The sequence below is a fragment of the Sphingosinicella soli genome, assembly GCF_014199685.1.
Lineage (GTDB): Bacteria > Pseudomonadota > Alphaproteobacteria > Sphingomonadales > Sphingomonadaceae > Sphingosinicella > Sphingosinicella soli.
In genome coordinates this window covers 17,289-43,768 of sequence record NZ_JACHNZ010000030.1, presented here as the reverse complement: position 1 = coordinate 43,768, position 26,480 = coordinate 17,289, and the positions used below count along the sequence as shown (strand labels likewise).

General features: G+C 63.5%; 28 protein-coding genes. 8 read left to right on the top strand and 20 right to left on the bottom strand.

Annotated elements, in window-relative coordinates; genetic code table 11:
- Window positions 1-18: 18 nt before the first annotated feature.
- The 5 genes from GGQ98_RS12835 to GGQ98_RS12815 all read right to left on the bottom strand — a co-directional run bounded on the left by GGQ98_RS12835 (window position 19) and on the right by GGQ98_RS12815 (window position 6,001).
- Window positions 19-1,392 carry an aldehyde dehydrogenase family protein gene (locus tag GGQ98_RS12835; protein ID WP_243451866.1) on the bottom strand — a complete coding sequence of 458 codons (1,374 nt, stop codon included), beginning with the start codon at window positions 1,390-1,392 and terminating at the stop codon, window positions 19-21.
- A gap of 32 nt (window positions 1,393-1,424) precedes the next feature.
- Window positions 1,425-2,417 (bottom strand): amidohydrolase family protein, encoded by a 993-nt coding sequence (locus GGQ98_RS12830; protein WP_184070108.1) that lies wholly within the window; start codon window positions 2,415-2,417, stop codon window positions 1,425-1,427.
- A 2-nt stretch (window positions 2,418-2,419) separates the two neighbouring features.
- Window positions 2,420-3,385 carry a fumarylacetoacetate hydrolase family protein gene (locus tag GGQ98_RS12825; RefSeq protein WP_184070106.1) on the bottom strand — a complete coding sequence of 322 codons (966 nt, stop codon included), beginning with the start codon at window positions 3,383-3,385 and terminating at the stop codon, window positions 2,420-2,422.
- 31 nt (window positions 3,386-3,416) lie between these two features.
- Window positions 3,417-4,676: an aromatic ring-hydroxylating oxygenase subunit alpha gene (locus tag GGQ98_RS12820; protein ID WP_243451865.1), complete on the bottom strand. Its 1,260-nt coding sequence runs from the start codon at window positions 4,674-4,676 to the stop codon at window positions 3,417-3,419.
- Window positions 4,677-4,807: 131 nt separating this feature from the next.
- Window positions 4,808-6,001, bottom strand: a complete 1,194-nt coding sequence (locus GGQ98_RS12815; protein ID WP_184070104.1) for an amino acid aminotransferase — start codon at window positions 5,999-6,001, stop codon at window positions 4,808-4,810.
- 178 nt (window positions 6,002-6,179) lie between these two features.
- Between GGQ98_RS12815 and GGQ98_RS12810 the strand changes: the two genes are divergently transcribed.
- From GGQ98_RS12810 to GGQ98_RS12780, 7 genes are all read left to right on the top strand, one after another.
- A complete protein-coding gene (locus GGQ98_RS12810) occupies window positions 6,180-7,187 on the top strand; it encodes a membrane dipeptidase (protein WP_184070102.1) in 1,008 nt (335 codons plus the stop codon).
- Window positions 7,184-7,588, top strand: coding sequence for a RidA family protein (locus GGQ98_RS12805; protein WP_184070100.1), 405 nt, complete (start codon window positions 7,184-7,186; stop codon window positions 7,586-7,588). Before GGQ98_RS12810 ends, GGQ98_RS12805 begins: the two co-directional genes overlap by 4 nt.
- Window positions 7,585-7,980, top strand: coding sequence for a nuclear transport factor 2 family protein (locus tag GGQ98_RS12800; RefSeq protein ID WP_184070098.1), 396 nt, complete (start codon window positions 7,585-7,587; stop codon window positions 7,978-7,980). The genes GGQ98_RS12805 and GGQ98_RS12800 overlap by 4 nt, the downstream gene beginning before the upstream one ends.
- A 170-nt stretch (window positions 7,981-8,150) precedes the next feature.
- Complete coding sequence (locus GGQ98_RS12795) at window positions 8,151-8,804, top strand: sigma-70 family RNA polymerase sigma factor (protein ID WP_184070096.1); 654 nt, start codon at window positions 8,151-8,153, stop codon at window positions 8,802-8,804.
- Window positions 8,770-9,777: a FecR family protein gene (locus tag GGQ98_RS12790; protein WP_184070094.1), complete on the top strand. Its 1,008-nt coding sequence runs from the start codon at window positions 8,770-8,772 to the stop codon at window positions 9,775-9,777. The genes GGQ98_RS12795 and GGQ98_RS12790 overlap by 35 nt, the downstream gene beginning before the upstream one ends.
- Window positions 9,778-9,883: 106 nt before the next feature.
- The gene (locus GGQ98_RS12785; RefSeq protein ID WP_184070092.1) at window positions 9,884-12,424 is read left to right on the top strand and encodes a TonB-dependent receptor; all 2,541 of its coding nucleotides are present in this window, start codon (window positions 9,884-9,886) and stop codon (window positions 12,422-12,424) included.
- On the top strand, window positions 12,424-13,803 hold the full coding sequence (locus tag GGQ98_RS12780; RefSeq protein WP_184070090.1) for a M14 family zinc carboxypeptidase: 1,380 nt from the start codon (window positions 12,424-12,426) through the stop codon (window positions 13,801-13,803). The genes GGQ98_RS12785 and GGQ98_RS12780 overlap by 1 nt, the downstream gene beginning before the upstream one ends.
- Before the next feature lie 263 nt (window positions 13,804-14,066).
- On the opposite strand, the gene GGQ98_RS12775 is transcribed toward GGQ98_RS12780, so the two are convergent.
- From GGQ98_RS12775 to GGQ98_RS12740, 8 genes are all read right to left on the bottom strand, one after another.
- Window positions 14,067-15,527, bottom strand: a complete 1,461-nt coding sequence (locus GGQ98_RS12775) for a hypothetical protein (RefSeq protein WP_184070088.1) — start codon at window positions 15,525-15,527, stop codon at window positions 14,067-14,069.
- Window positions 15,528-15,597: 70 nt separating this feature from the next.
- Window positions 15,598-18,360: a tape measure protein gene (locus tag GGQ98_RS12770; protein ID WP_184070086.1), complete on the bottom strand. Its 2,763-nt coding sequence runs from the start codon at window positions 18,358-18,360 to the stop codon at window positions 15,598-15,600.
- A 10-nt stretch (window positions 18,361-18,370) separates the two neighbouring features.
- Entirely contained in the window at window positions 18,371-20,119 is a 1,749-nt protein-coding gene (locus tag GGQ98_RS12765; RefSeq protein WP_207791402.1) for a terminase TerL endonuclease subunit, read from the bottom strand.
- Window positions 20,120-20,122: 3 nt separating this feature from the next.
- Window positions 20,123-20,440: a head-tail adaptor protein gene (locus GGQ98_RS12760; RefSeq protein WP_184070085.1), complete on the bottom strand. Its 318-nt coding sequence runs from the start codon at window positions 20,438-20,440 to the stop codon at window positions 20,123-20,125.
- Window positions 20,437-20,847, bottom strand: coding sequence for a DUF3168 domain-containing protein (locus GGQ98_RS12755; RefSeq protein ID WP_207791401.1), 411 nt, complete (start codon window positions 20,845-20,847; stop codon window positions 20,437-20,439). Before GGQ98_RS12755 ends, GGQ98_RS12760 begins: the two co-directional genes overlap by 4 nt.
- On the bottom strand, window positions 20,847-21,251 hold the full coding sequence (locus GGQ98_RS12750; protein WP_184070084.1) for an HK97-gp10 family putative phage morphogenesis protein: 405 nt from the start codon (window positions 21,249-21,251) through the stop codon (window positions 20,847-20,849). The genes GGQ98_RS12755 and GGQ98_RS12750 overlap by 1 nt, the downstream gene beginning before the upstream one ends.
- Complete coding sequence (locus tag GGQ98_RS12745) at window positions 21,251-21,553, bottom strand: head-tail connector protein (protein ID WP_184070083.1); 303 nt, start codon at window positions 21,551-21,553, stop codon at window positions 21,251-21,253. Before GGQ98_RS12745 ends, GGQ98_RS12750 begins: the two co-directional genes overlap by 1 nt.
- The gene (locus GGQ98_RS12740; protein ID WP_184070082.1) at window positions 21,550-22,200 is read right to left on the bottom strand and encodes a hypothetical protein; all 651 of its coding nucleotides are present in this window, start codon (window positions 22,198-22,200) and stop codon (window positions 21,550-21,552) included. Before GGQ98_RS12740 ends, GGQ98_RS12745 begins: the two co-directional genes overlap by 4 nt.
- A gap of 74 nt (window positions 22,201-22,274) precedes the next feature.
- On the opposite strand from GGQ98_RS12740, the gene GGQ98_RS12735 reads away from it, so the two are divergent.
- Window positions 22,275-22,610, top strand: a complete 336-nt coding sequence (locus GGQ98_RS12735) for a GPW/gp25 family protein (RefSeq protein ID WP_184070081.1) — start codon at window positions 22,275-22,277, stop codon at window positions 22,608-22,610.
- Here GGQ98_RS12735 and GGQ98_RS12730 read toward each other — a convergent pair.
- From GGQ98_RS12730 to GGQ98_RS12700, 7 genes are all read right to left on the bottom strand, one after another.
- Window positions 22,607-22,951, bottom strand: a complete 345-nt coding sequence (locus GGQ98_RS12730; RefSeq protein WP_184070080.1) for an HNH endonuclease signature motif containing protein — start codon at window positions 22,949-22,951, stop codon at window positions 22,607-22,609. The two genes, GGQ98_RS12735 and GGQ98_RS12730, sit on opposite strands and share 4 nt — an antisense overlap.
- The gene (locus GGQ98_RS12725) at window positions 22,951-23,196 is read right to left on the bottom strand and encodes a helix-turn-helix domain-containing protein (protein ID WP_184070079.1); all 246 of its coding nucleotides are present in this window, start codon (window positions 23,194-23,196) and stop codon (window positions 22,951-22,953) included. Before GGQ98_RS12725 ends, GGQ98_RS12730 begins: the two co-directional genes overlap by 1 nt.
- The gene (locus tag GGQ98_RS12720; RefSeq protein ID WP_184070078.1) at window positions 23,193-23,753 is read right to left on the bottom strand and encodes a hypothetical protein; all 561 of its coding nucleotides are present in this window, start codon (window positions 23,751-23,753) and stop codon (window positions 23,193-23,195) included. Before GGQ98_RS12720 ends, GGQ98_RS12725 begins: the two co-directional genes overlap by 4 nt.
- 10 nt (window positions 23,754-23,763) lie before the next feature.
- Complete coding sequence (locus tag GGQ98_RS12715; RefSeq protein WP_184070077.1) at window positions 23,764-24,501, bottom strand: Ig domain-containing protein; 738 nt, start codon at window positions 24,499-24,501, stop codon at window positions 23,764-23,766.
- A 64-nt stretch (window positions 24,502-24,565) separates the two neighbouring features.
- Entirely contained in the window at window positions 24,566-25,741 is a 1,176-nt protein-coding gene (locus GGQ98_RS12710) for a phage major capsid protein (protein ID WP_207791400.1), read from the bottom strand.
- Between the two features lie 2 nt (window positions 25,742-25,743).
- A complete protein-coding gene (locus GGQ98_RS12705) occupies window positions 25,744-26,262 on the bottom strand; it encodes an HK97 family phage prohead protease (protein WP_184070075.1) in 519 nt (172 codons plus the stop codon).
- A gap of 8 nt (window positions 26,263-26,270) precedes the next feature.
- A complete protein-coding gene (locus GGQ98_RS12700) occupies window positions 26,271-26,477 on the bottom strand; it encodes a hypothetical protein (RefSeq protein ID WP_184070074.1) in 207 nt (68 codons plus the stop codon).
- Window positions 26,478-26,480: the final 3 nt, after the last annotated feature.

Sequence of the window (26,480 nt, the reverse complement as noted above, 5' to 3'; positions counted from 1 at the left end):
GTCACCCTCCCCCGATTGTCAGACTTTCGCGATGCGCACTGTTTGAAGCTGCGTATATTCTTCGAGCCCGTAAAGCCCGAACTCGACGCCGACGCCCGATTGCTTGGCGCCGCCGAACGGAACGTCCGGCGAGATGCTGGCATGGTCGTTCACCCAGGCCGTTCCGCACTCCAGCCGCTGCGCCAGCGCGATTGCCCCCTCGACATCCGCCGACCAGACCGATCCGCCGAGCCCGTTCTCACTGGCGTTGGCGCGTGCGAGCGCGTCTTCGACATTGGAATAGCGTATGATCGGAAGAACGGGGCCGAACTGCTCCTCGTCCACGATGCGCATACCGTCGCTCACATCGACCGCGACGGACAGCGGGAAGAAATAGCCTTCGCGGCCCATCGGCTCACCGCCCGCAAGGAAACGCCCGCCCTTCGCCTTCGCCTCGTCGGCGAGCGCGCAAACGTGATCGAACTGCATCCGGTTCTGTACCGGCCCGAACTGGTTCCCCGGATCGCTCGCAGGGCCGACCGACGCCGCGCGGGCCATTTCCGCCAGCTTTTCCGCCAGAGCGTCGTGCACGCTCTCGTGAACATAAATGCGCTTCACTGCGGCGCAGATCTGGCCGCTGTTCATGAAGGCCTTCAGGAACAGCTTCGGCGCAATCTTGTCGATATCCGCATCAGGCAGCACGATCGCGGCATCGTTGCCGCCCAGTTCCAGCGTCAGCCGCTTCAGGTTCGCGGCACCGCTCGCCATGATCGACCGGCCGGTGGGAGTCGATCCGGTGAACACGATCTTGTCGATGCCCGAATGCCCGGCGATTGCGCGCCCGATATCGCCTTCGCCGGTCAGCGAATTGAGCACGCCCGGCGGCAGATGCGCGTTTGCAATCTCCACCATCCGCAGCGCAGCCAGAGGCGTGTAGGAGGACGGCTTCATCACCACAGTGTTGCCCGCGACCAGCGCGGGAATGATATGCCAGATCGCGATCATCACCGGGAAGTTCCACGGGCTGATCGACCCGACCACGCCCAGCGGCTTGCGATGCACTTCGATGCGGACGCTGTCGTCGTTCTTGATGACATCGACCGGCAGCCGGAGCGCGGCGGTCGCGCGCGCCCAGCCGAGCGCGCCCATGATCTCCCCGCCGGCAGACACCAGCGGCTTGCCCTGCTCGCGCGACAGCAGCGCCGCGAGTTCGTCCTTCGCCGCCTCGATCGCATCCGCGACGGCCAGCACGGCCCGCGCGCGTTCCTCGATCGGCGTCGATGCCCAGCCGGGAAAAGCCCGCCGCGCGGCCGCAACCGCAGCGTCTACATCGGCGAGGCGCGCCAGCGGTGCATCGATGAAAGGCGCCGCCGTCGCAGGATCGATGACCGGGAAGGTCGTCGCCGTCGGCAACCGTTTCCCATCAATCACGAGCGCGGGCGAAATCACAGCTTGAACAGCTTCTGCGCGGTCCCGCTCCTGACAAGCTTCGCTGCCCCGGAATCCAGCGCATCCACCCGTGCCAGGCATCCCGCCATGTCGCCGATATTGTGCGGATAATCCGATCCGTACATCACGCGTTCCGGGCCGCCGGCGACTTCGATGCACAGATCCAGCGCGTTCTTCTCGTAGACCACGCTGTCATAATAGATGCGCTTCAAATAGCGCGACGGCTTGTCCTTGATCTTCTCGGCGCAGGCCGGAATCATCTCGTGGCAGCGATCCAGCCGCCCCGCCAGATAGGGCAAGGCCGCACCGCCGTGTCCGGCGATGATTCCGATATTGGGGTAGCGGTCGATGAACCCGTCGAGGATCATCCGCGAGATCGCCAGCGTCGTGTCGAACATGAAGCCGATCGGCGGCACCAGCCCATATTCGTCCAGTTCCATTTCCTTGGCACCCTGCGGCGCGGTGGGGTGGACCAGAACCGGCAGCGCCAGATCATCGATCGCCTGCCAGATCGGCGCGAACTGCGGCGCGGTCAGGCTCTTGCCGTCGACGTTTGCGCTCACGAACACGCCCACAGCCCCCTGCGCGATCGCTTCCTTCAGAACGCTTACAGCGCTGTCGGCATATTGCCAGGGCAGCGTTGCGAAGAAGCGTATCCGGTCAGGAAAGCGCCCCTGCTGATACGCCATGTGCGCGTTCATTTCACGCGCCACCCGCGTGCTCACCGCCTCGCCGCCCCAATAGGCGCTCGGGCAGGTCAGCGAGACGATCGCGACATCAACCCCCGCCTTGTCCATATTCGCGATGCGCAGATCGTAATCGAACATGCCGGGGAACAGCGTCATGAACGGCGCCCCGCTCACCCATACGCTGTCCTGCCCGGCCGCAGTCGGCTTCACGTCGTATTTGGGCGCGCCGTGCGCACGGATGTCGCTCAGCCATGCGTCGCTCAGCATGTGCGTGTGCACGTCGATGACGGGTACGGACATGCCTATTTCTCCATGTTGATGCGGTTGGAGAGACGGCCGAGACCCTCGACCTCGACGTCGCACAATTTGCCGTCATAGCCCGCGAGATAGGTGCCGATGTTTCCGCGCGGATGCTTTTCGGTGCCCTTGGACGCAGTGCCGGTGTGGATGCAATCGCCCGGTTCCATCGTGAACCATTTCGACGCTTCGGAGATGACGCGCTCGACCGGGAAGAAATAATTGGCGGTCGAATCGTCGGCAAAGCATTCGCCGTCGATATAGCCGCGCACGCGCAGTTTATTGGGGTCCGGAACCTCGTCCTTCGTGGTCAGCCACGGCCCCATCGCGGCGAACGTATCCGCCGCCTTGGATTTGGAGTGATAGATGAACAGCAGCCAGGTGTCCTCGCCTTCGAACTTCGGGCGCCAGGCGGTATGGTGCGGTTTCACGATGTCTGCGGTCTGTTTGAGCGCAATCGAATCCTGCCCGAACTTCACGCCGCTCGCGGTCACGTCGTTGGTCAGCGTGTAGCCGAACACATGGTCGAGCGCCTTTTCCGGCGGAACGTTCTTGGCCATCTTGCCGAACACGACCACCGGCTCCGGTTCAGGGATCGAAGGCCCGTGATCCTTCAGGATGTCGATCGTCTTGTTATGCCCGGTCAGCGCCGAACGCCCCTTGATGAAGAACATCGGGGCCGTCATCGGCCTCATCGCCTTCTCGTTCAGGTTGTTGTTGTTGACCGCGCAGCCCAGGATTTTGGACGGGCGCGGGTTCGGCGCCATCCAGTCGGCGCCCGCCAGGTCGATCACCGGCAGCCTGCCCGCGAGCGCCGCCTCGATCGCCGCGTTCGCGGCATCAAGACCGGCATTGCCCGCCTCGATCAGGTCTTCCATCCAGCGATAGGCGGCCAGCGCAACGGCCTTGTCGTCGGCAACGCGGGCGATCACCGTCGGTGTGCCGTCAATTCGGATCGTACCCAGTTTCATTCCCGTAAACTCCCTCAAAGATCGTTCTGGTTCAGATGGTTTCGGTCGCGTCCTCGGGGATCATCCCCATCGCGATCTGGTATTCGCGTTTCACCTCGTCGGGCTGGCCGACCTGATGCTGATAATCGGGCCGGTTGAGCCGGTACTGGATAGAATCGCCCAGCCTCCGGCTTTCCTCCAGCGTCATCGACGTGGTGAACAGCTCGCGGTGCTTGATCGGCATTTCGATGCACGTGTTGCGCTGCGGATCGCGGATCAGGCCCATCGGGTCGCCCTCTCCCGATTCCACGATCTTCATCGCCTTTTCGAACGCGCGCCGCATCATCACGATGCCCAGGTCGCTGCGTCCCAGATGCTCCTGCGTCCGGTCGGCAATCGTACCCTGACCGACCCAGGCGACGATATCCTGGTTCATCACATGGCTCGTGATCCAATTGCCGAATTCATCTTTCACAGGCCCCTTCCACCAGGGGATTCGCGGCTGGACGAACGGTTCGCGATTGCTCGGAACGCGGTGAAACATCCAGGTGATCGACAGCGTGTTCTCGTCGTCCACCGGCACGCGCCATTCGATGTGATCGCCCAGAAAGAATGCGTTCGGCCACAGCGCGGTGGCGCCGATCGTCCAGTGCGGATTGTCCTTGTCGGTATCCTCGCGCACGCGCCTGTAAATGTGCCCGAATTCGAACTCCTCGAACGACAGTTCCAGATGCGTCGGGCCGTAGCGGCCGTCGCCGCCGAGCACTGAGGACCAGTTGCGATGCATCCATTCGAAATGCACCGGATCGCAGCTGTTCTCCTGGCACTGGAACCAGTTGCACGGGATGTCCGCGAAAACGATCTGCTGGAACCCATTCTCCCACGTGAACGGCTCCCAGTTGGGGACAAGCGGCGCAGGCTGCGGCCCCAGATAGGCCCACAACATCCCGGCTTTCGCCTCGACCGGATAGGCCTTGGTCTGGATCTTGTCGCGGAAGCGCGCGCCGGGGTTGGCGACATCTTCGAACGGCTGCTCCAGGCACTGCCCGGACGTGGCAAAACACCAGCCATGATAGCTGCAGCGGACGCCATCGTCTTCGATGATCCCGTGCAGCATGTCGGCGCGGCGATGCGGGCATTGCCGGTCGATCAGTCCGTAGGCGCCGTTCTTCGCCCTGAACGCCACAAGGTTCTCGCCCAGCAGCCGCACCGGCTTGATCCCGGCCTCGTCAACCTCCGAGATTGCCGCGAACGGATGCCAGTAGCGGCGGAGCAACTCGCCCATCGGCGTGCCCGGCCCAACCTGCGTCAACCGTCGATTCTGTTCCGGACCCACTTCAACCTCTCTGCTCGGCTATAGGGCGAGCTACCGACATTGAATCGCCCTGCGCAACATCGAAGGTCATTAGTTGCATATGATGCGACAAAACCGGCCGCCGCAGGTCACCGCCCCGCATTGCCCACCGCCGCGATCGCATCGGCGACACGATCGACATTGCCCTCGTTCAGTCCCGCGACATTCACCCGGCCGCTGCTGGTGAGGTGAACGTGATGCTCCCGCCGCAGCGTTTCGACGCCTTCGGGCGAAATCCCCAGCATCGTGAACATGCCGCGCTGACGCGCAATGAAGCCGTAGTCGCGATCGCCGTGTCCGGCGAGCCGCGCGGAAAGACGGTTGCGCATGGTATTGATGCGATCCCGCATCGTCGCCAATTCACGCTCCCATCCCCGCCGCAGTTCCGCATCGCCGAGAACGTGCGCGACGATCGCCGCGCCGTGATCGGGCGGCATGGACCAGAGCGTGCGCGCGACCGGCAATGCGTGGGCATGCGCCCGCACCGCGTTCGTCTCGCTCGCCCCGACCACCGTCAGCGCGCCGACGCGTTCGCGATAAAGCGCGAAGTTCTTCGAACAGGAGGTCGCCACGATGAACTCGGGCAAACGCTCCGCCAGCAGACGGATGCCCGCAGCGTCCTCGCTCAGGCCGTCGCCCAGCCCCAGATAGGCAAGATCGACCATCACGGCGGCGCCTGTCTTCGATACAAGATCGGCGATCGCGCTCCATTGCGCCGCGTCGAGATCGGCGCCTGTCGGGTTGTGGCAGCAGCCGTGCAGAAGCAGCGTATCCTTTGCGCCCATCGCGCCGAGCGTTGCCATCATCTCGTCGAAGCGGACCTTGCCGGTTTCAATGTCGTAGTAGGGATAGACAACCAGTTCGTGCCCCGTGGCCTTGAAGATGGCGGGATGGTTCGGCCATGTCGGGCCGGGGATGAAGATGCGCCCGCCGGGGCTCAGCCTGCGAAGCAGGTCCGATGCAAGCCGCAACGCGCCCGTGCCGCCCGGCGCCTGAATGGTTCTGCTGCGCGCGAAGCCGTCGCTGCCGTCTCCGAACAGCAGCGCCCGGGTCGCCGCATTATAATCCGCGTTGCCCGAAGACGAGAGATACCGCTTGCTCGGCTGCGTCTCCAGGAGCCAGCGCTCCGCGGCCTTCACGCAGTCCAGCACCGGCGCCCGGCCTTGGTCGTCGTGATAGATGCCGATGCCCAGATCGACCTTGTCCGGGCTCGTGTCGCCCGCAAGCAATTGGGCGAGGCCCAGAATTGGATCCAGCGGCGGCTCATCGAGTTCAGCGAACATCAATCTCTCCAGTTGCTTCATAATGCGATACTCAGTATCGAATTATGATACAAGATGGATTTCCGCTTCCTCCTGCCTGGCAATGCGATTAAGGTTCGATCTCCCCAATGAGACCCGCCCCATGTGTCTGATCTGCCTTCCAGAAACGCCCGCAGGCCCGCCGCCCTCGGGGCCGGGCGTGGACACCGGTCGGCACGCGGCGGGGCTGGCTTTCCTCGAACGCTATCCCACCGTCGATCTGCACGCTCATCCCGGCCGCTTCTTCATGTCGGGCGCGCCGAAGACGCCGTTCGTCGCCTCCTATCCCGAGCCGGACGCCGCCCGCGCCGTGGCGGAGATGCGGTCTGCAAGGCTGGGCGCGGCCGTCTTCGCGACGGTCGCCGACCTTCCGGTGCTGGAGCGAACGGATCGCGGCATCGGCGCAACGCGGGCGTTTGGACCGGGCGAGGCGCTGGCCGATCATCAGCGCCAGATCGGGGCCGCAAACAGGGTCTTCCAGCGCGAGCAGCTCCCCCTCGCCCGCACGGGGGAGGATATCGCTGCGGCGCACGCGGAAGGGCGATTGGCCGGGCTGCTTTCGATCGAAGGCGGCGACTTCATCGAAGACCGGCTCGACCGCATCGCACACGCGGCCGCTTCGGGCGTGCGTTCGATCACCATCATCCATTATCGCACCAACCAGATCGGCGACACGCAGACCGAGGCGCCCACGCACGGCGGCCTGACGGCGCTCGGCCGTGATACGATCCGCGCGATGGAGGCGGCCGGTCTGCTCGTCGATCTTTCGCACGCCAGCCCCCGGACGGTTGCAGATGCCACCGCGATCGCCGCCCGTCCGATGCTGCTCTCGCATTCCAACGTCGCCCCGGCCGGCGGCAGCCATCCGCGCCTGGTCACGCTCGAAGATGCCCTGCGCGTCACGGCGACCGGCGGCGTCGTCGGCTGTGTTCCGGCGGGCTTCGCGCAGGCAAGTTTCGATGATTTCGTCGATACGATCTTCCGCATGATCGACCAGCTCGGCATCGACCATGTCGCGATCGGAACCGACATGGATTTCACCTACCGCAGCGTCCTGCCCAGCTACCGGGACTGGCCGACACTCGCCAGAGCACTGCTCGCGCGCGGGCTTGAAGAGACCGAAGCCGCCAGGGTGATGGGCGGCAATGTGATGAGGATACTGGCATGAACGAACCCGACACACGCGCGCCGATCGAATATTTCCCCGGCGGACGCCCCGGATCGCCGTTTTCGCGCGCTGTAAGGGTCGGCGACACGCTGTATCTGTCCGGCCAGATCGGCAACCGCGCGGACGGAACCAAGGCCGACGATCTCGCCGGCCAGACACGGCAGACGATGGAAAACATCAAGGCCGAACTCGCGGCCTTCGGCCTAGGCATGGACGCGATCTTCAAATGTACCGTGATGCTCGCCGACATGGATCAGTGGCGGGATTTCAACGCCGTCTATCTGGAATATTTCGCGCCCGACCGGCTGCCCGCCCGCAGCGCGTTCGGCGCCGACAAGCTCGTCGGCGGCGCGCTGACCGAAGTGGAATGCTGCGCCTACATGCCCGGCAACAACGCATGACCGACGCGCAGCGCGCCGCCGAGCGCGAAATCCGCGCGGCCCGCGCCCGCTCCAATGCCGCCATAGCGCGCCGCGACCCTGATGCCTCGGTCGCGGAGATGGCACCGGACGCGCTGGTGATCGCAAGCAGCGGAGCCCTCGTGCCGAACCGCGCCGCGATGCGAGACGCCTTCGCGCATGCGTTCGCCGAGACCGGGTTCATCAGCTTCGTCCGCACGCCGGAACGCCTGGAAATCAGCGCGAATGCCGAAACGGCAGCAGAGGAAGGACGGTGGCGTTCGTTATGGGAACCCGCAGCGGCTGGGCGTGAGCGCAGCGGCCCCTATCTCGCACGGTGGACCTGCAGGGACGGGCGCTGGGCAATCCAGTCGGAAGTGTTCATTCCCGTTTAGTTGAGTGGGATGCGTTTTGGGCGTCCACTTCATTCACGTGCGGCAAGTCACGCCGACGAGCATCCGATTTGCTCACAGCCTGTCGTGGCGCGAAAAACAGACCTGACCGGCCCCGCCCGACTTCGTTGGCAAACGCGTCCTTAGACTTAGAGTGCCTGGGGAATCAGCCTATGCTTCAAACAGGCTTGTTCTCAGCGCGTGTTTGGCATCTTATTAGACACGTGACAGATTCGGCGCCCCTTCGAAATCTCTGGATCGCCAGGCACGTGTTGCCGAACGAACCGGCGCTGCGGCGATACCTGGCGCGGCAGAAGCTGCCCGGCGGGCTCGACGCAGAGGATGTCGTTCAGGAGGTCTACGGCCGTATCGTGGGCCTGGAGTCGGTCGATCACATTCGCGATCCGCGCGCCTTCATGGTGGGGACGGCCCGCAACATCCTGCTGATGCACTATCGCCGCTCGCGGATCGTTCCGATCTGTTCGGCCGAGGATCTTGCGGTGCTTGATTTCGTTGCCGACGATCCCACGCCCGAACAATCCGCGGTCGATCGTCAGCAGCTGCATCTGCTGGCAATGGCAGTGGCGCGGACAAGGGAGCCCTGGCGCTCGGCGTTTCTGATGCGCGTGACCGAGGAATTGCCGCACGGCGAGATTGCGCGTCGGCTGGGGTTGAGCGAAAATGCCGTGCAAAAAGGTCTCGCCCGGACATTGACGAAACTGATGCTCTTTCTGGGAAGAGGCGGAAACGACCCCGTTCGTGCAACGAAGGACGGTGAGTTCAGGAAAGACAATGATGGACCGGAGCGAGTCGAGCGCGGAGATTGATGCGGCGGCTTCCCGATGGGCGGTGCGCACCGATCATGCGCCGCTTTCCCGAAGCGAACAGACTGAACTCGACGCCTGGCTGAGCGGGGATATCCGCCGACGCGGTGCCTTTGCGCGCGCGCAGGCGATGCTGATCCACGCCCGGCGGACGACGGCGCTCGGCGCGGATTTCGATCCCGACGCCTATCTCGCCGCGCATCGGGGTGAAGCGGAGGTCGAAACCGAGCGGTTCACGGCGGTCGATCGGCGCCGCTTCCTGCGCTGGGGCGGATCGGCTGCGGCGACCGCCGCCGTCGCGCTGACGGCATGGTTCGGCTTCGACACGTCCGCCGAGGCCTATGCGACAACGCGCGGCGAGGTGCGTCTCGTGCCGCTCCACGACGGATCGCAGATGACCCTGAACACCGCCACTCGCGCCGAGGTGCGGTTCACGCAGCGCGAACGGCAGGTCGTTCTTTCCAGCGGCGAAGCCCTGTTCGACGTGGCGGGCGACGCGGGGCGACCGTTCGTGGTGATCGCCGGGAACATGACCATCCGCGCCATCGGCACCAGCTTCACCGTCCGGCGCTTGCCGGACCGGTCGGTGCAGGTGCTCGTGCGCGAAGGCGTGGTCGAACTGCGTCCGGGTTCCGGCGGCAGCAAGCCCGGAACGCGCATCGCGGCCAACACGCGCGCGGTGGCGGTGAGCGATGCGCCCATCCGTGTCGCGGACCTTCCGCCCGCCGAGGTCAGCCGGGCGCTGGCGTGGCGCGAGGGCATGCTGTCGTTCGAGGACGAGACGCTCGCCGACGCCGCGGCCGAGTTCGCGCGCTACAGCGACTGGCGGATCAGCTTCGCTGACCCTGCGCTCGGCGGCGAGACGATCACGGGGCTGTACTCCGCGAGCAACCCCCGAGGCTTCGCGCGGGCGGTCGCATTGAGCCTCAACCTGGAGGTTCGGGAGACGGCCGAGGGCACCGTACTCGTGCGGTGAGCCGAATATTTATTGCCCGACCGGCGGTTTTCGACAGCATCAGGCAACTCATTCCCATCAGGGACTGCGCGGGCAAGACCGGGCGGCAAGCGAAAAGGGGATAAGAATGAAGCTCTCGATAAAGCGTAAACTGCTGGTGGCGACCGCGGTGATCGGCCTCTCCATGCCGGGTGTTGCAGCGGCTCAGCAGCGGATTTTCGATATCCCCGCGCAGACGGCGAACCAATCAATACCCGAATTCGGACGTCAGGCGGGCGTACAGATCGTCGCCCCCGGCACCATGCTGCGCGGCCTGCGCACGGGCGCGATCAAGGGCGCGTACGACGTGCGCGCCGCACTCGGCGAATTGCTGCGCGGAACCGGGCTGCGGATCGTCGCGGACGACGGCCAGACCATCACGCTCGCCGCCGCAGAGGGCGCCGAGGCCGTTTCACCTTATGGTATCGACGCCAACGAGATCGTCGTTACGGCGCAGAAGCGCAGCGAACCGCTGAGAACCATCGCCGCCAGCGTGCAGGCGGTGAGCGGCGCGAACATTCAGTCGCGCTCGCTGCGCTCCGTCGAGGATATCGCGCGCTTCATTCCGTCGCTCTCGATCGCGCCGGAAACCGGTATCGGCGATCGCAACATCATCCTGCGCGGCATCGCGCCTTCGGGCGGCACGCAGCCGACGGTGGTCACCTATCTCGACGACATCCTGATTCCCAATTCGATCGATCCGATGCTCTATGACGTTGCGCGTGTCGAGGTGCTGAAGGGGCCGCAGGGTGATCTGTACGGCGCTTCGGCCGCGGGCGGGCTGCTCCGCTATGTCGAGGAACGGCCGGACCCGTCGGAGATCGCCCTCGACGCCGAGATTCGCGGCTCCGCCACGGAAGGCGGCGCGGGCAATTACGGGGGTGCGGGCGTAGTCAATCTTCCGCTCGGCGACACCGCCGCACTCAGGGCCAGCGCAGTCTACGACAATCGCGGCGGCTATATCGACAATCTCGATCCCTACACCGGCGCGCGCCGCAAGAACGTCAACGACCTGGAGCGTTTCACGGGCCGGATCGCGGGCCTCTGGGAGCCGACCGAGGCGTTCGAGCTGCGGGTATCGGCGATGTACAATTCGCGCATCAACGGAGCGTTCAGCGAAACCGACCGCAACGACCGGCTGCCGGAGGGCTCGCCGGGATCGCTGACGACCAGCCGCTTTTTCCCCGAGCGCATTTCCGACAAGTCCTGGATATTCAACGTCACCGCCAACCTGGACCTCGGCGCGGGCACGCTGACATCGGCGACGGGCTATGTAAGGCAAAACATCTATCGCGTGCTCGAACTGCGCGACATCTACAATCTCGATCCCGATGTGATCGGCTTCGCCTATCCCGGCTTCGATCCCGACGTGAACGGACCGTTCGTGGGCAATCCGAACACCGAACTGCTTGCGCCTTCGACGCGTTCGGAGCGTTTCCGGCAGTTTACGCAGGAGGTACGCTTCAGCTCGGATTGGGATTTCCCGGTGCAATTGCTCGCGGGCGCCTTCTATCTGCGCAGCACGGTGCGTCGCACACAGTTCCTGGGCTTCAGCGCGCCGATCCCGGAATTTTCCGAAGAGTTGTACGGCGCCGACCCGGGCTCGCTGGTGGAAACCGGTTTTCGCGGACGCGAACGGATCGAGGAGATCGCTGGTTTCGCCAATCTGCGCGTCGCCTTCGACGAGGAGCGCGGCGAGTTGAAGGCGGGCGTCCGCTATTATGACCGCAAGAATCCGCGGCTGATTGTCGATACGCCCGGCGCGCTGTTCCCTAACGCTGTCGATGTGACGGCGAAGGACAGCGGCACGCTGTTTTCGGCAAGCGCGTCCTACAAGTTCACCCCTGAGACCTTCGCCTATGCGCGCTATGCGGGCGGGTTCCGGCCCGGTGTCGGCCGGATTCTTCCCGGCCCCGTCTGCAACCCGGATTTTCAGGCGCTCGGCATTGATCCGTCGACGATTGCGCCTTTCACAGGGCCGGAAAAGCTGAACAGCTATGAGGCAGGTGTCCGCCAATCGAGCAGCGACGGCCGCTTTTCGGTTGGCGTGACCGGTTATGTCATCAAGTATCGCGACATTCAGCAGAGCCTGGTGCTGCCGACGTGCGCCTCGCAATTCGACGTGAACGCCGGACGCGCGACCAGCAAAGGTTTCGAGATCGAAGCGCGGGCCGCACCCACGCGCTATCTCAGCTTCGCCTTCAACCTGGGCTACAGCGACGCCCGGCTTGACGAAGGAGATCCTTTCAGCGGCGGCGATGCAGGCGAACAGCTGCAATATGTTCCGGCCTGGACAGTCTCCGTGCAGCAGGATTACCGGGCGCCCGTCTTCGGCGAACTGGATTTGATCGTGCGCAGTGACATCTCCTACACCGACAAGCGGCAAACCCAGTTCGGCTTGACGGGCTCGAGTCCCGATTTTGCAACCAGCCTGCCCGATTACACGCTCGTGAACGCACAGGTCGGCGTCGGCCGGGGCGATTGGGAGGCGGTCGTCTTCGTCGACAATCTCGCGAACACGCTGCCGATCTACGGAACCAACCAGACCCGATATTTCGGTTCGGACGGGCGTACCTGGTCCGTCGGCACGCCGCGCACCTGGGGTCTTCGGCTGCGTTCGAGTTTCTGATGCACGGCCTTTCGCGGCGGCTCTTCCTCGGCGGGCTCGCCTCGTCTTGCGCGGCGGCCCGCGCATATGCCCGTCCAGCGGCGGACAGGCTGCCGACGCTTGCCGTGATCGATGCGGAGGTCCGCCGCATCACCGGCATACTCGGCAGCGAAGCGCGGACGCAGCGGCTGGGGCGGAGTCGCAGCGAAAGGCCGATCGACCTCGTTTCGATCGGGCGGGGCCCGAACGCCGTGCTCCTCGTCGGCGCGCCGCACGCCAACGAGCCGATCGGGCTGCTGACCATACTCCGCCTGATGGAGCGCCTTGCCCACGACCGGGCGCTTCGTCAGGACGGCGGTTTCAGTTTTCATTTCATTCCGGCCATAGACATCGACGGAGTCGCGCTGAACGAAGGCTGGCTGGAGGCGCCGCGCACGCCCGACCATTATCTCCGCCACTTCTTTCGCCCCGCTTTCGCCGACCAGCCCGAATATAGTTTCCCGCTCGATATGCCTGGATACCGATTCAGCACCCCGACACCCGAAAACCTCTGCTGGCAGGAGGCGCTGGAACAGACACGCCCGATGCTGCAATGTCCGCTCCACGGCAGCGACGCCAACGGCGTTTTCTACCTGGTCACGAGCCGTCGACAGGCGCTCGCGGACCGGCTTTCAAGGCTGCCCGGCACGTTCGGTCTGGCGATCAACCGGATCGGCGAGCCGGGACTCGGAACCGAATCCTATGCGCCGGGCGTCTTCTCCGAATTCGCCGTAAAGTCCATGATCGAAGACCTCACGGCCGAAGGCAAGGATCCACGCGCGGTGTGGAATGCCGGGCAATCGAGCAGCGAGTACGCTTTGCAGCGTTTCGGGACATTCAGCCTGATCTGCGAGGTGGCGTTGTGGGACGACCAGCGGCTCTACAGCGAACGTGCGTCGTCCATGAACATGGCGGACGTCACGCGAGACGCGCTGGCTCAGCTTCGCGAGGACAAGGCGCTCTTTGCATTTGCAAGGTCGCTTCGCCCACGTCTTTCGCCGGAGGCACAAGCGCTTGATGCCGCATTGGTTGAGGCACACAGCAGGATCGACACGCGCATCGAAGCGCTGACCATGGAGAAAGACGCTGCCGAGGACGACGTAAAGCCCTTGGCCGAACGTGATCTGGTGCAATACGAGCCGGGACTGTCCGCAATGAGGGCAGCAGCGATGCTTGCCCGCCGTGCCGGACTGTCAGACGACATTTCCATTGCAGCCAAAGCCCAGGCAGTTGTCGCGCGACGCCTCAAATCGCAGCTAAGCAAAGCCCCCTTGACCCCGATCCCCTACACGATCAGCGCTGATCTCCAGATGGAGGCGACACTGATCGCGGCCGATATGCTGGCGCAAGGAAAACCGTAGATCGTGTTTCAGCGCACCCATCGACAACGAGTTAATGGCGCACGGAATGTCTAACCGCGAACCCGGAAAATGCCAAACCTTCGGCAAGCCATTGAATGATAACGAACAAATGAAGTGGATGGTGACCCCTACGGGAGGGGTGATTAGGCCCCCTTGAGGCACCATATTTCAAGCACTTAGGCGTGTCTGGTATCTGGCCTGTATCACAGTCCTGTTGCCCGTTCCAGTGGGATTTATCACCCCATTCGGACCGGAACGTGAAGTCAGCGCAACAGTTCGCGGAATTTCGCCCGGCACATATTTTGGAGGGCAGGCTCCCGCGCAATGTCATGGGCGTTCAGCAACGCCTCAAAATCATCATCGGTGAAGACCAGTATCGCTCCCTGCTGGGCACGAAACGCATCACGGCATCGCTCGATCAATCGGTTCTGATCCACCACGGAGCGACAGGCAACAATCCCAAGCCTGCCCCGGCGAGGGTCAAACCTGCCGATCATCTGGTCGATTTCATTGTTCGCCAAATCTTCCGCGTAATTCTTGCACTCGATCATTATCTCACGTGCCATCAGAAAGACATCGCTCCGCTGGTCAGAGAAAAAACCCTGCTGGCTCGCATTCGCGAAAGCGATGTCGATCCTTTTGCGGCCTTGATTGATGTCCAATTCCAAGGTTGGCGTGATGAGGTGAGGAAAAAATAGGTAGGTGATTATGCCTGAAACCAAATGATGGTAATTGGTCGCATTAGGTCTTCCGGGTGGTATCGCACGAAGTAATGCGATTAGGTCGGTGTTGAACTGGCCTTCATTAAACTGCTGCCCATCAAGCTCGACGATTTTTCTGAGACCAATTGGCCCCTTTCGTTTAATTACCTCTTTGAACCGTCGATAGACATCAGGATTTTCAACGGAAAATCGTGCCAGATTTTCCTTTGTGGGAGGCATGTCTTTCTTGATGTCTTTTTTATAAACTTCCCTCTTTTCGCCTTTTTTTGTCTTTATAACCTGAACAAGATGGCCATTCGTGCGAAGTTGCTCGTCACGCACGAAATTTGTAACGAAGTGGGTGTAATAATGAGTTGCAACCTGCTGCATACCTCCGCGCCATCGGACGTAACGCTTCGGCACCAGTAGAACCCGCTGCCCCTCAATTAAGGGTATTCGGTCGAAACGATCAGTCTCCCATCTTCCTTCGCCGCGAACCCATAAGCGTCCAGTAGGAAGATTTGTTTGGAGAGGGATGTTATGAAACTCGAACTGTTGTTGGGTATACTCGATCAGGTTCCGGCGAATGATATTCGTCGTGATGTCGGAAACCTTGTCCGCCCCGATGTTTTCGATGAATAGAGCGCAATCCGTCAGGTCATGGAGTAGGCCCGTCTTTGCGGCGGGACTGTTTGCCAAGCTCTCCAGCAATTGCTCGGCCTGCTTGGCTCCTATTCCTCGTCCACGGGGTTCGCCATCAGATATACCAAGATGAGTTTCATTCGGCTCTTGCAGCGCGGCAAGTAACTCATTGCCCTTCGCCATATCTCCCGCGATGATTGCTTGAAGAACGGCCTCGAAAAAATCTCTAATGTCATCCTGACATTCTTGGGCAAAAGGCTCCCTTGGCTCAAGAAAGCCAATTGGGTCAATGAATAGTGGAAAGTCCAAATGAAGGTCGATGTCGATAAAATCCAACATCGGCTGACTAAGATTAAGCCCCAAAGCCTGCGATAGCAGCATCAAGTTTCTCCCCCGAAACAATAAGGTAGCTTGCGAGGGAGAAAATGGAAGGGCGTTATATCCACGCCACCTAATTATTCCGCGTCCCGGCCCGGCTGATGGCGTTCTGGGCCTTGGCAAGCTGCTGGGCTTCGGAACGGCGGAAGGTGTCCGGGCGGCGGCTATCAAGGGCCTGCCCCACGGCATCGGCAATTTGACGGGCAACGCGGGCGTCCTGTCCGCCTGCTACGTTCACGTTGACGCTGGGAGCGTAGGTGTTGGACATGCTCGCGCCGATGCGTCCGCCCGTGGCGAAGGCCGGGGCCTTGCCGCTGTTGATCGCCTCCAGCAGGGGCAGGTTCTCCCGGGTCGCCTTGGCGTTGATGACGTATTCCCCGTTGCTGGCCATGATGGGGATGCTGTCACTGGTGGACGTGCCCGGTCCCCGAATATGACCGCCCTCGGCAAAGCCCAGTAGCCCGCCAATGACGGCCCCGATGCCTCCTGCTCCCCCGCCGCCGAACAGCCCGGCCATGGGGCCGCTGCCCAGCAGCATGGATTGCAGGGCCATCTTGATAAGCGCGCTGGTCATGTCGAGAATGAATTGCTTTGCGCTCTTGGTGCCGGTGATGACGCCATGCAGGGCGTCCACGGCGCTGTCCCCGAAGAACCGCGATAGCTCGGCGGCGTTGCGCTGGGCTTGGGCAAAGGCCGTGGTGGCGGCTTCGGCAGCGGCCATGCCTTGGGCAAGCTGGGCAATCTCGGCGCGCTGGCCCGCTGTCAGTTCGATGCCCTGCTGCTGGGCCTGATTGAGCATGTCCTGTTCATGCAGGAAGGCGGACGCGGCTTCCGGGGCCATGCCCATCGCCTGCATCTCATTGCCCTGATCCCGGACGAAGTTCTGGCCGTCCCCGATGATCCCGGCATAGCTTTCCTGCCGCTCTTTCTGTTCCTGCGCCTGCCGCTGGGCTTCGGCCCGGTCCACGGCGGCGATGGCCAATCCTTCCATGAGGGCAAGCTGTTCCCGCAAGGCCGCGTTTTCGGTGTTCACCAATTCGGGGAACTGCCCCCGGATATTGGCAATCGCCTGTTCCTTGTCAGCCTGCACGTCCAGCCCATCGGCGCGCAGATCGGCAAGACGAAGCTGAAGGCGCAAGTCGTCGGTGGCCTGCTGGATGCGTTCCTGAAGCCGCTTTTCGGCTTCTGCCGCCCGCTCGGCATCGCTCTTGCCGGTGCGGGTCCGGCCCGTGGGCTTGCCCCCGGTTGCGGCTGGGGTGCGGGGATTGGTGGCGAACCGCTCCAGATTGCGGGACGCTTCGGCAATCGCGGCATCATAATCCGCCATGGCATCCTTCAGGTCCGTCATGCCGTCCTGAAGCTCGGCTTCCGGGTCTTCCAGCACGCCCAAGGAACGGCCCAGCCGGGTCAGGTCCGCTTTCCAGCCATCCGCGCTGAATATCTGATGCCGGATAGAGCCATCGCCCTTCACGCGGGCATCAAGGCCGCGCCGGGTCTGGCCCCAAAGCTCGCTATATTGAACGCTGGCTTCCTGCCGCTTGGCTTCCAGATCGGAAATCAAAGCGGCCTGCCGTGCCCGCGCCAGATTATATAGTTCCTGCGCCGCTTCGCCCACGGCCCCGGCGAAGGACCGCACCTTGGTTTCCGATGCGGCGGCTTCGCTGCCTACGCCCCGGACGCCCGTGGCGGCATTATCGGCCTTGCCCTTGGCATCATTGAGCGCACGGGCGGCATCGCTGGTGATGGCTTCCACGCCATCAAGGGCGGCGCGGGTCTTGGCGGTTTCGGATGCCAGCCCGACAAGGGCGACGGTGATGCCGGTGATGGCGATGCCCACGGGGCCGCCGAACGCCCCCAGCAGCGCCCCGCCCACGCCACGGGCAGCAAACGCGGCACGGGCTGCATTGGTGACGAAGCCGATGCCCAGCGCGGTAGACAGGGTGACGATGGCCGGGATCACAATATCCAGATTATCGGCCAGCATCTTGATGGCTTCGGCAAAGGCTGCGGTGGAACCGTTGGATTTGTCCGCCTCCCCGAAATACTGCACCATGGCATTGCGAAGGGTCTGGAAGGCCGCGCTGGTGGTCAGCACGGACTTGGCGGCGCGTTCCTCCAGCATGGGCGCGCCCGCTTGGAACGCCTCGAAGAACTCTCGGCTGGACACGGTGCCCGCCATGACTTCGGCGCGCAGCTTGGCAACGGAACCGCCAAAACGATCATTGCCCGCCGCGACGGCCTGAAGGACCGGGAACAGCCCTTCATTGATCGAATTGAACTCTTCGGCCCGAACCGTCCCGCTTTGCAGGGCTTGCGACAATTGCAGCAGCGCGCCCGATGCCTGCTGGACGGAACCGCCTTGCACCTTCACGGCGGCGGATATGTTATCGGTGAACTTCAGCAGATCGCTTTGCGATGCCCCCAGCGTCACGGCGGCTTGGGAGGCGCGCCCATAAAGCTGGCCCAGCGTTTCCAGTTCCACGCCATATCGCTGCGCTGATGCGAATAGCTGATCCTGCACTATCTTCAGGTTCACGCCCTCGACGCCCGCCACGCGAAGGCTGTTCTGGAACCGGGTGTAGCTGTCCGTCAGGGAAATCAGTTCACGGGCGGAAAAGGCAGCGGCCAGCGAACCGGCCAGCCCCTTCAGGCGGTTGCCCATGCCGGTGGCGGCGTCCGCCATGGATCGTTCCAGCCGCTTGGCGGATACGCGGGCGCGGCCCTCGATCTTGCCGAAATTGTCATTCGCCGCCCGGTTGGCGCGCTGGAAATTGCGCTCGAAATCCCGGATGCGGGCTTCAAGGGAAACAACAAGCTGTTCTGTTTCGGTGGCCATGATGCGTCCCCTAGAAAATCAACAGGCCATCGGCCCGGTCATCGGTTTCATAAACTGATCGGGTGTCTTCCCCGGTGGAGGCACGGGCGACGGCCATGGCGGCGGCAACGGCCCCGTCTATGCGGTCCCGGCTCTTGCCCTTGTGGAAGGACTTGTTCCCGGCCTTGTCCGTCTCGACAGCGATATTGTCGAAGTTCCAGCGCAGGACCGGATGCCCGCCGTGAAGGAACTTGCCCGCGATGATGGCGCGTTCCAGTTCCTTGATGGCCGGGGCCATCGTTATCCAGCCCTGCCGCATCTCCACGGCGGGAAAGCCGTCCTCCAGCAGGTTGTTCAGCATGTTGCGGGCAAGGTGCGGGTCGAAGGCGATTTCCCGCACGTCGAACCGCTCGCACAGATAGCGGATAGTGTCTTCCACATGCCGGAAGTCCACGACGTTGCCCGGCGTCGGTTCGATGAACCCCTGTTCGGCCCAATAGGGATAGGGAACGCCATCGCGGTCGGCACGGCGCTGAAGATTATCTTCCGGGCAGAAAAACCAAGGGTGGACGATATAACCGCCGTTGCCGTCCCGCCACGCGGCGACAATCACGGTCAGGTCCGAATTGCTCGACAGGTCCACGCCCAGCCAGCAGGGTTCGCCCTCCAGCTCGGCAACGTCGAACGCGCTGGCCCCAATGTCATAGATGGGCATGTCCACGAAGGGCGTGGAGCTATGGCCCAGCCAGACATTCAAATGCAGTTGCCGGAAGGCATCCCGGTCGGCTGGGCTGTTCGCGGCGGCACGGGCGATGCGGCGCAGGCCCGACAGGCTGGGATAGCCATGGGCAAGGCCGGGGTTGGCAAGGTGCCACAGGCTTTCGTCCTGCCAGTCCGCATCGGCGGGCGTTTCATACAGGACGGCCAAGGTGCTGGGGTCGTCGATCTCGCCCCGCGCCACGCGGCGGGCATAGTCTATGACTTGAAAGGCGACGTTTTCCTGTCCCCGGCCCGCCGTGGTGATGGTGACGCGCAGGCTGTTGTCCACCTTGGCAAGGCCGGTGTCGATCACGTCCCACAGGTCACGCTTCCGCCAAGCGTGGATTTCATCGCACAGGGCAAAGACGGGGGTGCGGCCATGCTGGGTTCCCGCATCGTTTGACAGGGCCTCCAGCCATGAACCGTTCGGGAAGCTGATGCGGTTCTTATATTCCTGGAGCTTTATCTGGCTGGCGGCGTCGAACCGGACATTGCCCTGTCCCTTGCGCCACAGGTCATGCTCCCCGGCCTGAATAAGACCGATGGCTTCCTGCAAGCCAATCTTCGCCTGTTTCTGATCGGCGGCGGCCAGCAGGACTTCGCCGCCCGGCACGGCTTCCGGGCCAATGGTGTGCAGCAGGGTCAGGGCAGCGGCTAGGCTGGTCTTCCGGTTGCCACGGGGCACCATGATGACAACGGACTGGATGATGCGATTGCCGAACTTGTCGCACGGGCCATAAATCTGGCGGACAATCTTTTCCTGCCACGGGTCTAGCTGGAAGGCTTGGCCCGGCAGCCGGGATTTGGGATGCTTCAGGCCGCGCAGGAAATCGACGGCCCGCTGGCCATGGCCGAACGGGTCCGGGATTTCCGGGAACGGATTGACCGGCGCGCAAGCAATATCACGGGTGCAATCACTTGGCCGCCGTTTGCGGATGGTGATGCGCCCGCTGCGGCGGGGGCGGGAGACAAGCGGTTCAGGCGGGGGAGCCTTGGCCTTTTTGCGGATGACGATGGCCACGGCTCATCCTCCCGTCGCCGTGCAGCGAAGTTCCAGCCCTTCGCGCCGCCCAAGCTCCTTGATCTCCTTCACGTCGAAGATGGCGGAACCTTCCTTCACGCGATCGGCAAGGGTCAGCCCGTCCATGTGGCGGAAGCGGAAGATCACGGCGGTTTCGCTGCTGGCCCCGAAGGACCGCATGAACTCTTCGGTGGTGGACTGGATGCGCTGCGCCCGAACCGTGGCGATGGTGGCCCAGCCCGAAACGGGGGTGCCGAAGTCGTCCACGGTGGTCGTGACGCGCTCGATGGTGATGATGCGATCAAGTTTCCCGGCCCTCATGATGCAAGTTCCACAAGCTGGGCTTCCACGCTGATGATGCCATGCGAATGCAGGCCATCGGGGTCGCGGATGAAGCGGCTGGACGTGATATGCAGGTCCGCGACGTGGTGCCCGTCTATCGTGTAGAAGGGCGTCCGAAACGCGCCCCACAATGCGCCTGCCACGCCCTTCACGAAGGCCAGTCCGGGTTCGGTCTGCCACAGGTGAAGGTCGGCAAAGACGGTGTAACGGGTGCGGGCAAGGCCGTCGCCCGGCACGGTCTGGGCCTCCCCGATGATGATGGACGGGAAGACTTCCGGGCGGCTGTTCTTGTCCAGCACGTTGGCGGCAGGCACCAAGGCCGTCACGGCTGGGGTGCCGATCAGCCGGGCGCGGATGGCTTTCTGGAGGGCAAGGCTCGGTTCCATCAGCGCGCCTCCTTCACGGCCTTGCGGATGGCCCGCTTCACGCGGTTGCCGATACGCTTCTTTGTCAGGCGGTAGGCGGGCCAGAAATAGGGCTGCGCCGGGGCGTCCGCCGTGCCGTATTCGACAAGATGCGGATAGCGCACGTCGCTGTTGCCCGCCGTCACCAATACCTGATTGTCCCGCGCAACGGTGGAACCGCCCGGCTGGCTATAGGGCGGGGTGGCCTGTCCGGGCGGCGTGACGGCGATGCTGTCCTTCAGGTCGCCCGTGTCTTCCGGCGCAAGGTGACGCATCCGCTGGGCCAGTTCCTCCCCCGACTGGATCAGGGACGGATGGACAGCGGAACGCACGGCCTTGGGGATGGCCGCAAGGCGTTTGGACAGACGGGATAGCTGGGCACTCATCAGAAAGCCCAATCCCGATAAGGGGCCATCAGGTCGAACAGGCCGGGCGACACGTCCACCATGTTCAGCCCGACAAGGGTGGCTTCCCGGTTCTCATAGAGGTGGGCGACAAGCTGGCGGGTCGCTTCCTTCAGCGGTTCGGGGGTGCCGTCCGGGAACGTCTCGGCATCGTCCAGCGCCGTGCCGATGAACTGGCCAATCCACGCTTCGGCGGCCCCGATCTTCGCCGTTATCAGGGCGTCGTCGGCATCGCTGGTGATGTTCATATGGGCCTTGGCATCGGCCACGGTGATGATGGTCATGCCGTTTCCCCTGATTGCAGATGATGAACGTGCCTCCCCACGCCGGTCCCCAAGGGATTGGCGAAAGTTGGAAGGTGCCCCCCGGTCATGGGGCGGAAGGTGGAGGCGATGCGGCGGATGATGCGACGATTGCGGAACCTGATCGTCCGCATGGTGTATCGGGGATCGGGAGGCGTGGTGATGGCGTCCACGGGGTGCCAGCCATGCGCTATGCGGGAATAGATTGTCTCTTTGCTGATCCCCATGCGCTTTGCCCACGCTGCTGCGGGCAGGGTTTCGCCGTCATGGGTTATCAGCAGGGCAGTGCTGGGGGCGTCCTGAAAGCCGCTGAAGGGATCAGGGGTTTCCCCGATGTCCAGCACGCGGTTGCCCACGACGCGGCGATATACGGTGTCGCGATGCCTGCCGATCATGGTGGCGATGGTCTTGGCGTCCAGCATCCGGCCCCGGAACTCATAGAGCCGGGGTTGTCTGCCTTCGGGGTTCAGGCGATGCTTGGGGGTGATGGGCATGGCGATGGCGTCCGCGACGGACATGCCTTTCACGCACAGCCGGAAATGCAGGGTGCTGGGCTTCATGCCCGCCATGCGCGCTATCTCCCGGATGGACCGGCCAGCGCCCTGATAGAGGAACAGGCGGCGCGTCATCGCGTGCATCCAAGAACGCTTGCAACTTTGGAAGCATCCTCTTCTATTGGATCATGCAACAGAAGGGGGCTTTCATGGTCGGAATGGATAAGAAAACGGGTAAGGCGATTGGCCGCGAACAGCACATTGTGCAGTCGATTGAGGATATTCTCACCACGCCGAAGGGAACCCGTGTGATGCGACGGGATTACGGCGCTTCCTACCTTGCCGAAGATGGCAGCTTTCGCATCGGCACATCGGGCGTAGCAATCGCTAGTGAAGCGACTGAACTTCTTAAAGAATACGAACCGCGCATCAGTATTGGCGACGTGTCCACTCGTATGAATGGCGACAAGCTGGACGCTATCGCTGTCAGCTATACGGACGTTGAAGGCGGCGGCGTTAAAGAAACGCAGGTGGTGTTCGCTTAGCATCGGCGGGCCTCCTGCGATTGCTTCCGGCTGGAATGACAAGGGGTGCATAGGGCCTGCCAGTTGGACCGCTGCCAGAACAGCTTGCGGTCGCCACGGTGCGGGGTCTTGTGGTCCACGACACGGCTGGGGTTGCCGCACATGACGCAACGGGGATGCGCCTTCAGGAAGTCGGCACGGGCCTGATCCCACTTGCTATCATAGCCGCGCTGGCGGGCGCTGGGGCGCTGCTGGTCGTGCCGGGCCTTTCGCTCCCGGTCGCGGGCAATCATGTGCTGGCAACGCTGGCCGGACGGCACGACGCAACCGCACATGCGGATGGATGGGGCGCGCACGGGCATCAGCGATGCTCCCCGCGAACGCTATGCCCATCTGCCCGCCTGATCGCGTCCAGTTCATAGCCCAGATAGGCCAGCAGGGTTTCCAGCGTGGTGATGGGCATATGACTGCTGCCAAGGTTCAGCCAGCGGCGCAGCGTGGCGCGGTGAACGCCCGTTGCCCGCGAAAGCTCGCGATAGGACACGCCCTTTTCGGCGATCAGTTCGCGGACCATGCCCGCCCAATACTCGCGGCCCTGCGCCATCATGCTGCCTCCCGGTTGATGATGGTGGTGCCGAAGGAGCCGAACGCCGCCCGGAACTTATCGTCCAGATTGCGGGTGTCGGGCTGGCGTGGTTCATCATCGGCGCTGCCGAAGATCGCCTTCAGCATGTCCATGCGGCCCCGATAGGCTTCCATGATCTCGGCGGGGATGGCGTCCAGCGTGGCGTCGGGCGTCCAGCCCAGCCAGCCGGTGCCGATGCGGTAAAGATGCTGGAGGTGTTCCGCGAAGGATATGCCGGGGCCTTCGGATGCGGCCTTGGGCGCGTTTGGGTCGATCCCCGCGCATTGCAGCACATAATCAATCAGGACCGGGCGCAGGCTGTCCAGCCCGGCGTCCATGATCCTGCTGGCAAGCATGGGATGGGAATGATGCGGTGCGATGATCGCGCTGGCGGCGGACAGGCTATCGTCCGCGATCTCGTCCAGCAGCCCCTTGAAGGAACCGGGGCGGCGCTCAAGCTGCATGGCGCAGGCCAGTGACGGGCGAAGCGTCACAGCCTCGCCCGCCAAGATGACGATGATCGGCACGGCCAGCCGCATCATCCCGCCCTTATGCCGCGACGTTCAGCGTATAGGCGGCGGACGCGGTGCCCGCCCCGTCGAAGGTCGCCGTCACGGTGAGGGTGTAATCCCCCGCCGCCGTAGGGGTGCCGCTGATTTCGCCCGTGGCGCTGTTCAGTGCCAGCCCAGCCGGAAGCGCGCCCGCCGTGACGGCATAGGCCGGGGTGCCAGCGCCGCCCGTCGCCGTGACGGTCGCGGTGTAGGCGGTGCCCTGCTCGCCAGCGATGAGCGCGCCAGCAGCCGGGGACATGGTGATGGCCGGGGCGGCGGGCAGTTCCAGAATGGCCCCGTCGATGGACAGCGCGAAGGTGGTCTTCACGATGTTGTCAGCGTTACCGTAGTTCGACTTGGCGGACATGACCGGGGCGCGGAAATAATAGATGGTGTTGGTGCCGGTCGGTGTCGGCTTGTCGTTCAGTTCCACCTTGAAGGGATATTTGAACCAATCGCCAGCAGCGGCGCGGGCACGGTTCTGGCCGGGGTCGCTGGGATCGCGCCCGGCGATCACTTCAAGGGTGCCGGAATTGAGCGAGCCTTTCAGCTTGCGGACATAGCCATCGGCCAGCGACAAGAAGGTCTGTTCGGACCCCTCGACGCCAAATTCGCCAATGTCCTCGACTTCCTTGATTTCCAGCCAGTCTTCCGCCTCGAACTCGGACAGTTCGCTGATGGTGTTATTCGCCACGCCGATGAACAGACGGCTTTTGGCGTTAGTGTGGACGGTCATCGCATGAACCTTTCAGATGGGGCAGCAGGCTGGGGGCGACGAAAACCGCCACCCCCGGTTCGGATCAGGCAGGCATGGTGAGGGTGCGGAAGGCTTCGGCCTTGGTGACGCCGCCGCCCACGCGACGACGCGCATGGAAGCGGACAAGTCCGTTCACCTGCTGGCTATAGGGATCGCGCAGGACGGACAGGTTCACGCGGTCGAAGATGCGGAAGCCCGAACCGAAGTCCCCGAAGACAAGGGGGATTTCCTCGGCATCGGCGTCCGGCATGTCCGGGAACTCGACAACGGGACGGCCCAAGATGGTCGCCGGGTTGCCTTCGCTGATCGGCTCCCGCCACAGATAGTCCCCGCCGCTGTTCTTCAGCTTGCGGACGGCCCCGATGGTGGTGCGGTTCATGGCCCAGACGGCACGGGCGGCATAAGCGCCGGGCAGCGCGTGATACAGGTCAATCAGTTCGTCCGCCGTGAAGGCGGCGGCGGCTGCGGTGATGCCGGTCAGGCCAGAGGTGTTCAGCAGGCCATTTGGCTTGCCGGTCCCGTCGCCGTTGACGAAGGCCGCGCCTTCCGCCCGTCCGAACTCTTCCGCGAAGTCGAACGCCAGTTCCGCGTCAAGATTGAACGCGCTGTCCTCCAGCAGGGTGTTGGACACGTCCACATAGCATTTCAGCTCATAGACGTTGATTTTCTGCTGGCCGTAAACGGGCTGGGTGCCGGTCGCGGGATCGGTCTCGCCGCCCCAGCTTGCCGTCATCGTGCCGGTGCGCTTGGGCAGAATGATTTCGCCCGAACTGGCGGGCGACACGCGGGCAGCGGCGCGGATCGGGCTGAACAGCACAAGGTTGCGGTCCAGTTCCCGGACAAACTGTTCCGGGGCCAGATAGCCGCCCGCCGTATCGGTCGAAACGGTCAAGGCGCGGACTTCATCCGCTTCCATGCGCTCAACGCCCGTGCGAACGAAGCTGTTGAACGCCCGCTGTTCAACGGCGGGTTCATCCTGCCGCTGCTCCTGCTGGCCGGTGCCAGGACGATTGAGCCGGGTTTCCAGCGCGGCGATGCGGTCCCCGATGGTGCGGACTTCATTGCCCAGCCGCTCATCAAGCTGGGTGCGGTGCTGTTCGGCGGCGGAGCGCAGTTCCTCCACGCCCGCGACGACAGCGGCCAGCGGGTCGTCCTGCTGCTGTTCGCGGGTTTCAATGGGCTGGGCACTGCGGATTTCGATGGGCTGATGAAGGGTCACGGTCATTTTCCTTTCAGGGCGGCAATGGCGTTGGTGATGGAGCGATTGAGGATGGACAGGTCCGGGACGGTGCGAACGCTGGTCACATGCGAGCCGGGGACGCTGGGGACCGCGACGAATGAGACTTCCACAAGCCGGGCTTGCGTGATGTGGCGGATGCCCCCGGCGCGGCTTTCGTCCTTCAGGCGCTTGAAGCCGATGGACAGGCCAGACACGTCCCCGGCGATCAGCATGGCCCGGACTTCACGGGCGCGCTGGACTTCCAGATTGAGCTTGCCCCGAACCTTCAGGCCATCGGCCTCGACGGACACGCTGCGGACGCTGCCCACGACTTCATCGGCGCGATGGCTCCACAGCAGGGGCAGGCTCTTTCCGTCCCATGCGAAGGCGCGGGGATCGAAGCTGGTGCGATAGCTGTCCACGGTGTTGAACCGGACGGCGATGCCCTCAATCGTGCCGTCATCGGCTGGGGGCGCGAACCGAACTTCGCAATCGAGCGTGTCGGGTACAATCAGTGTCACGGGTGCAGTCACTTGCGCCCCCATTGGTGATGCCAGCCGAAATGATCGGGGGTGCGAACGCGGCAACAGGCCAGCCCGATGATAGGGGCAAGCTGGCGCAAGACGCGCCCGATGTTGTTGGTGTCGCCGCGTGTGATTTCCTTGCCCGGATAGACACGGGCGGCGACTTCCTTGACGGTGAGCCGGACGCCCGGCTCATCCTCGAATATGGCCATGAC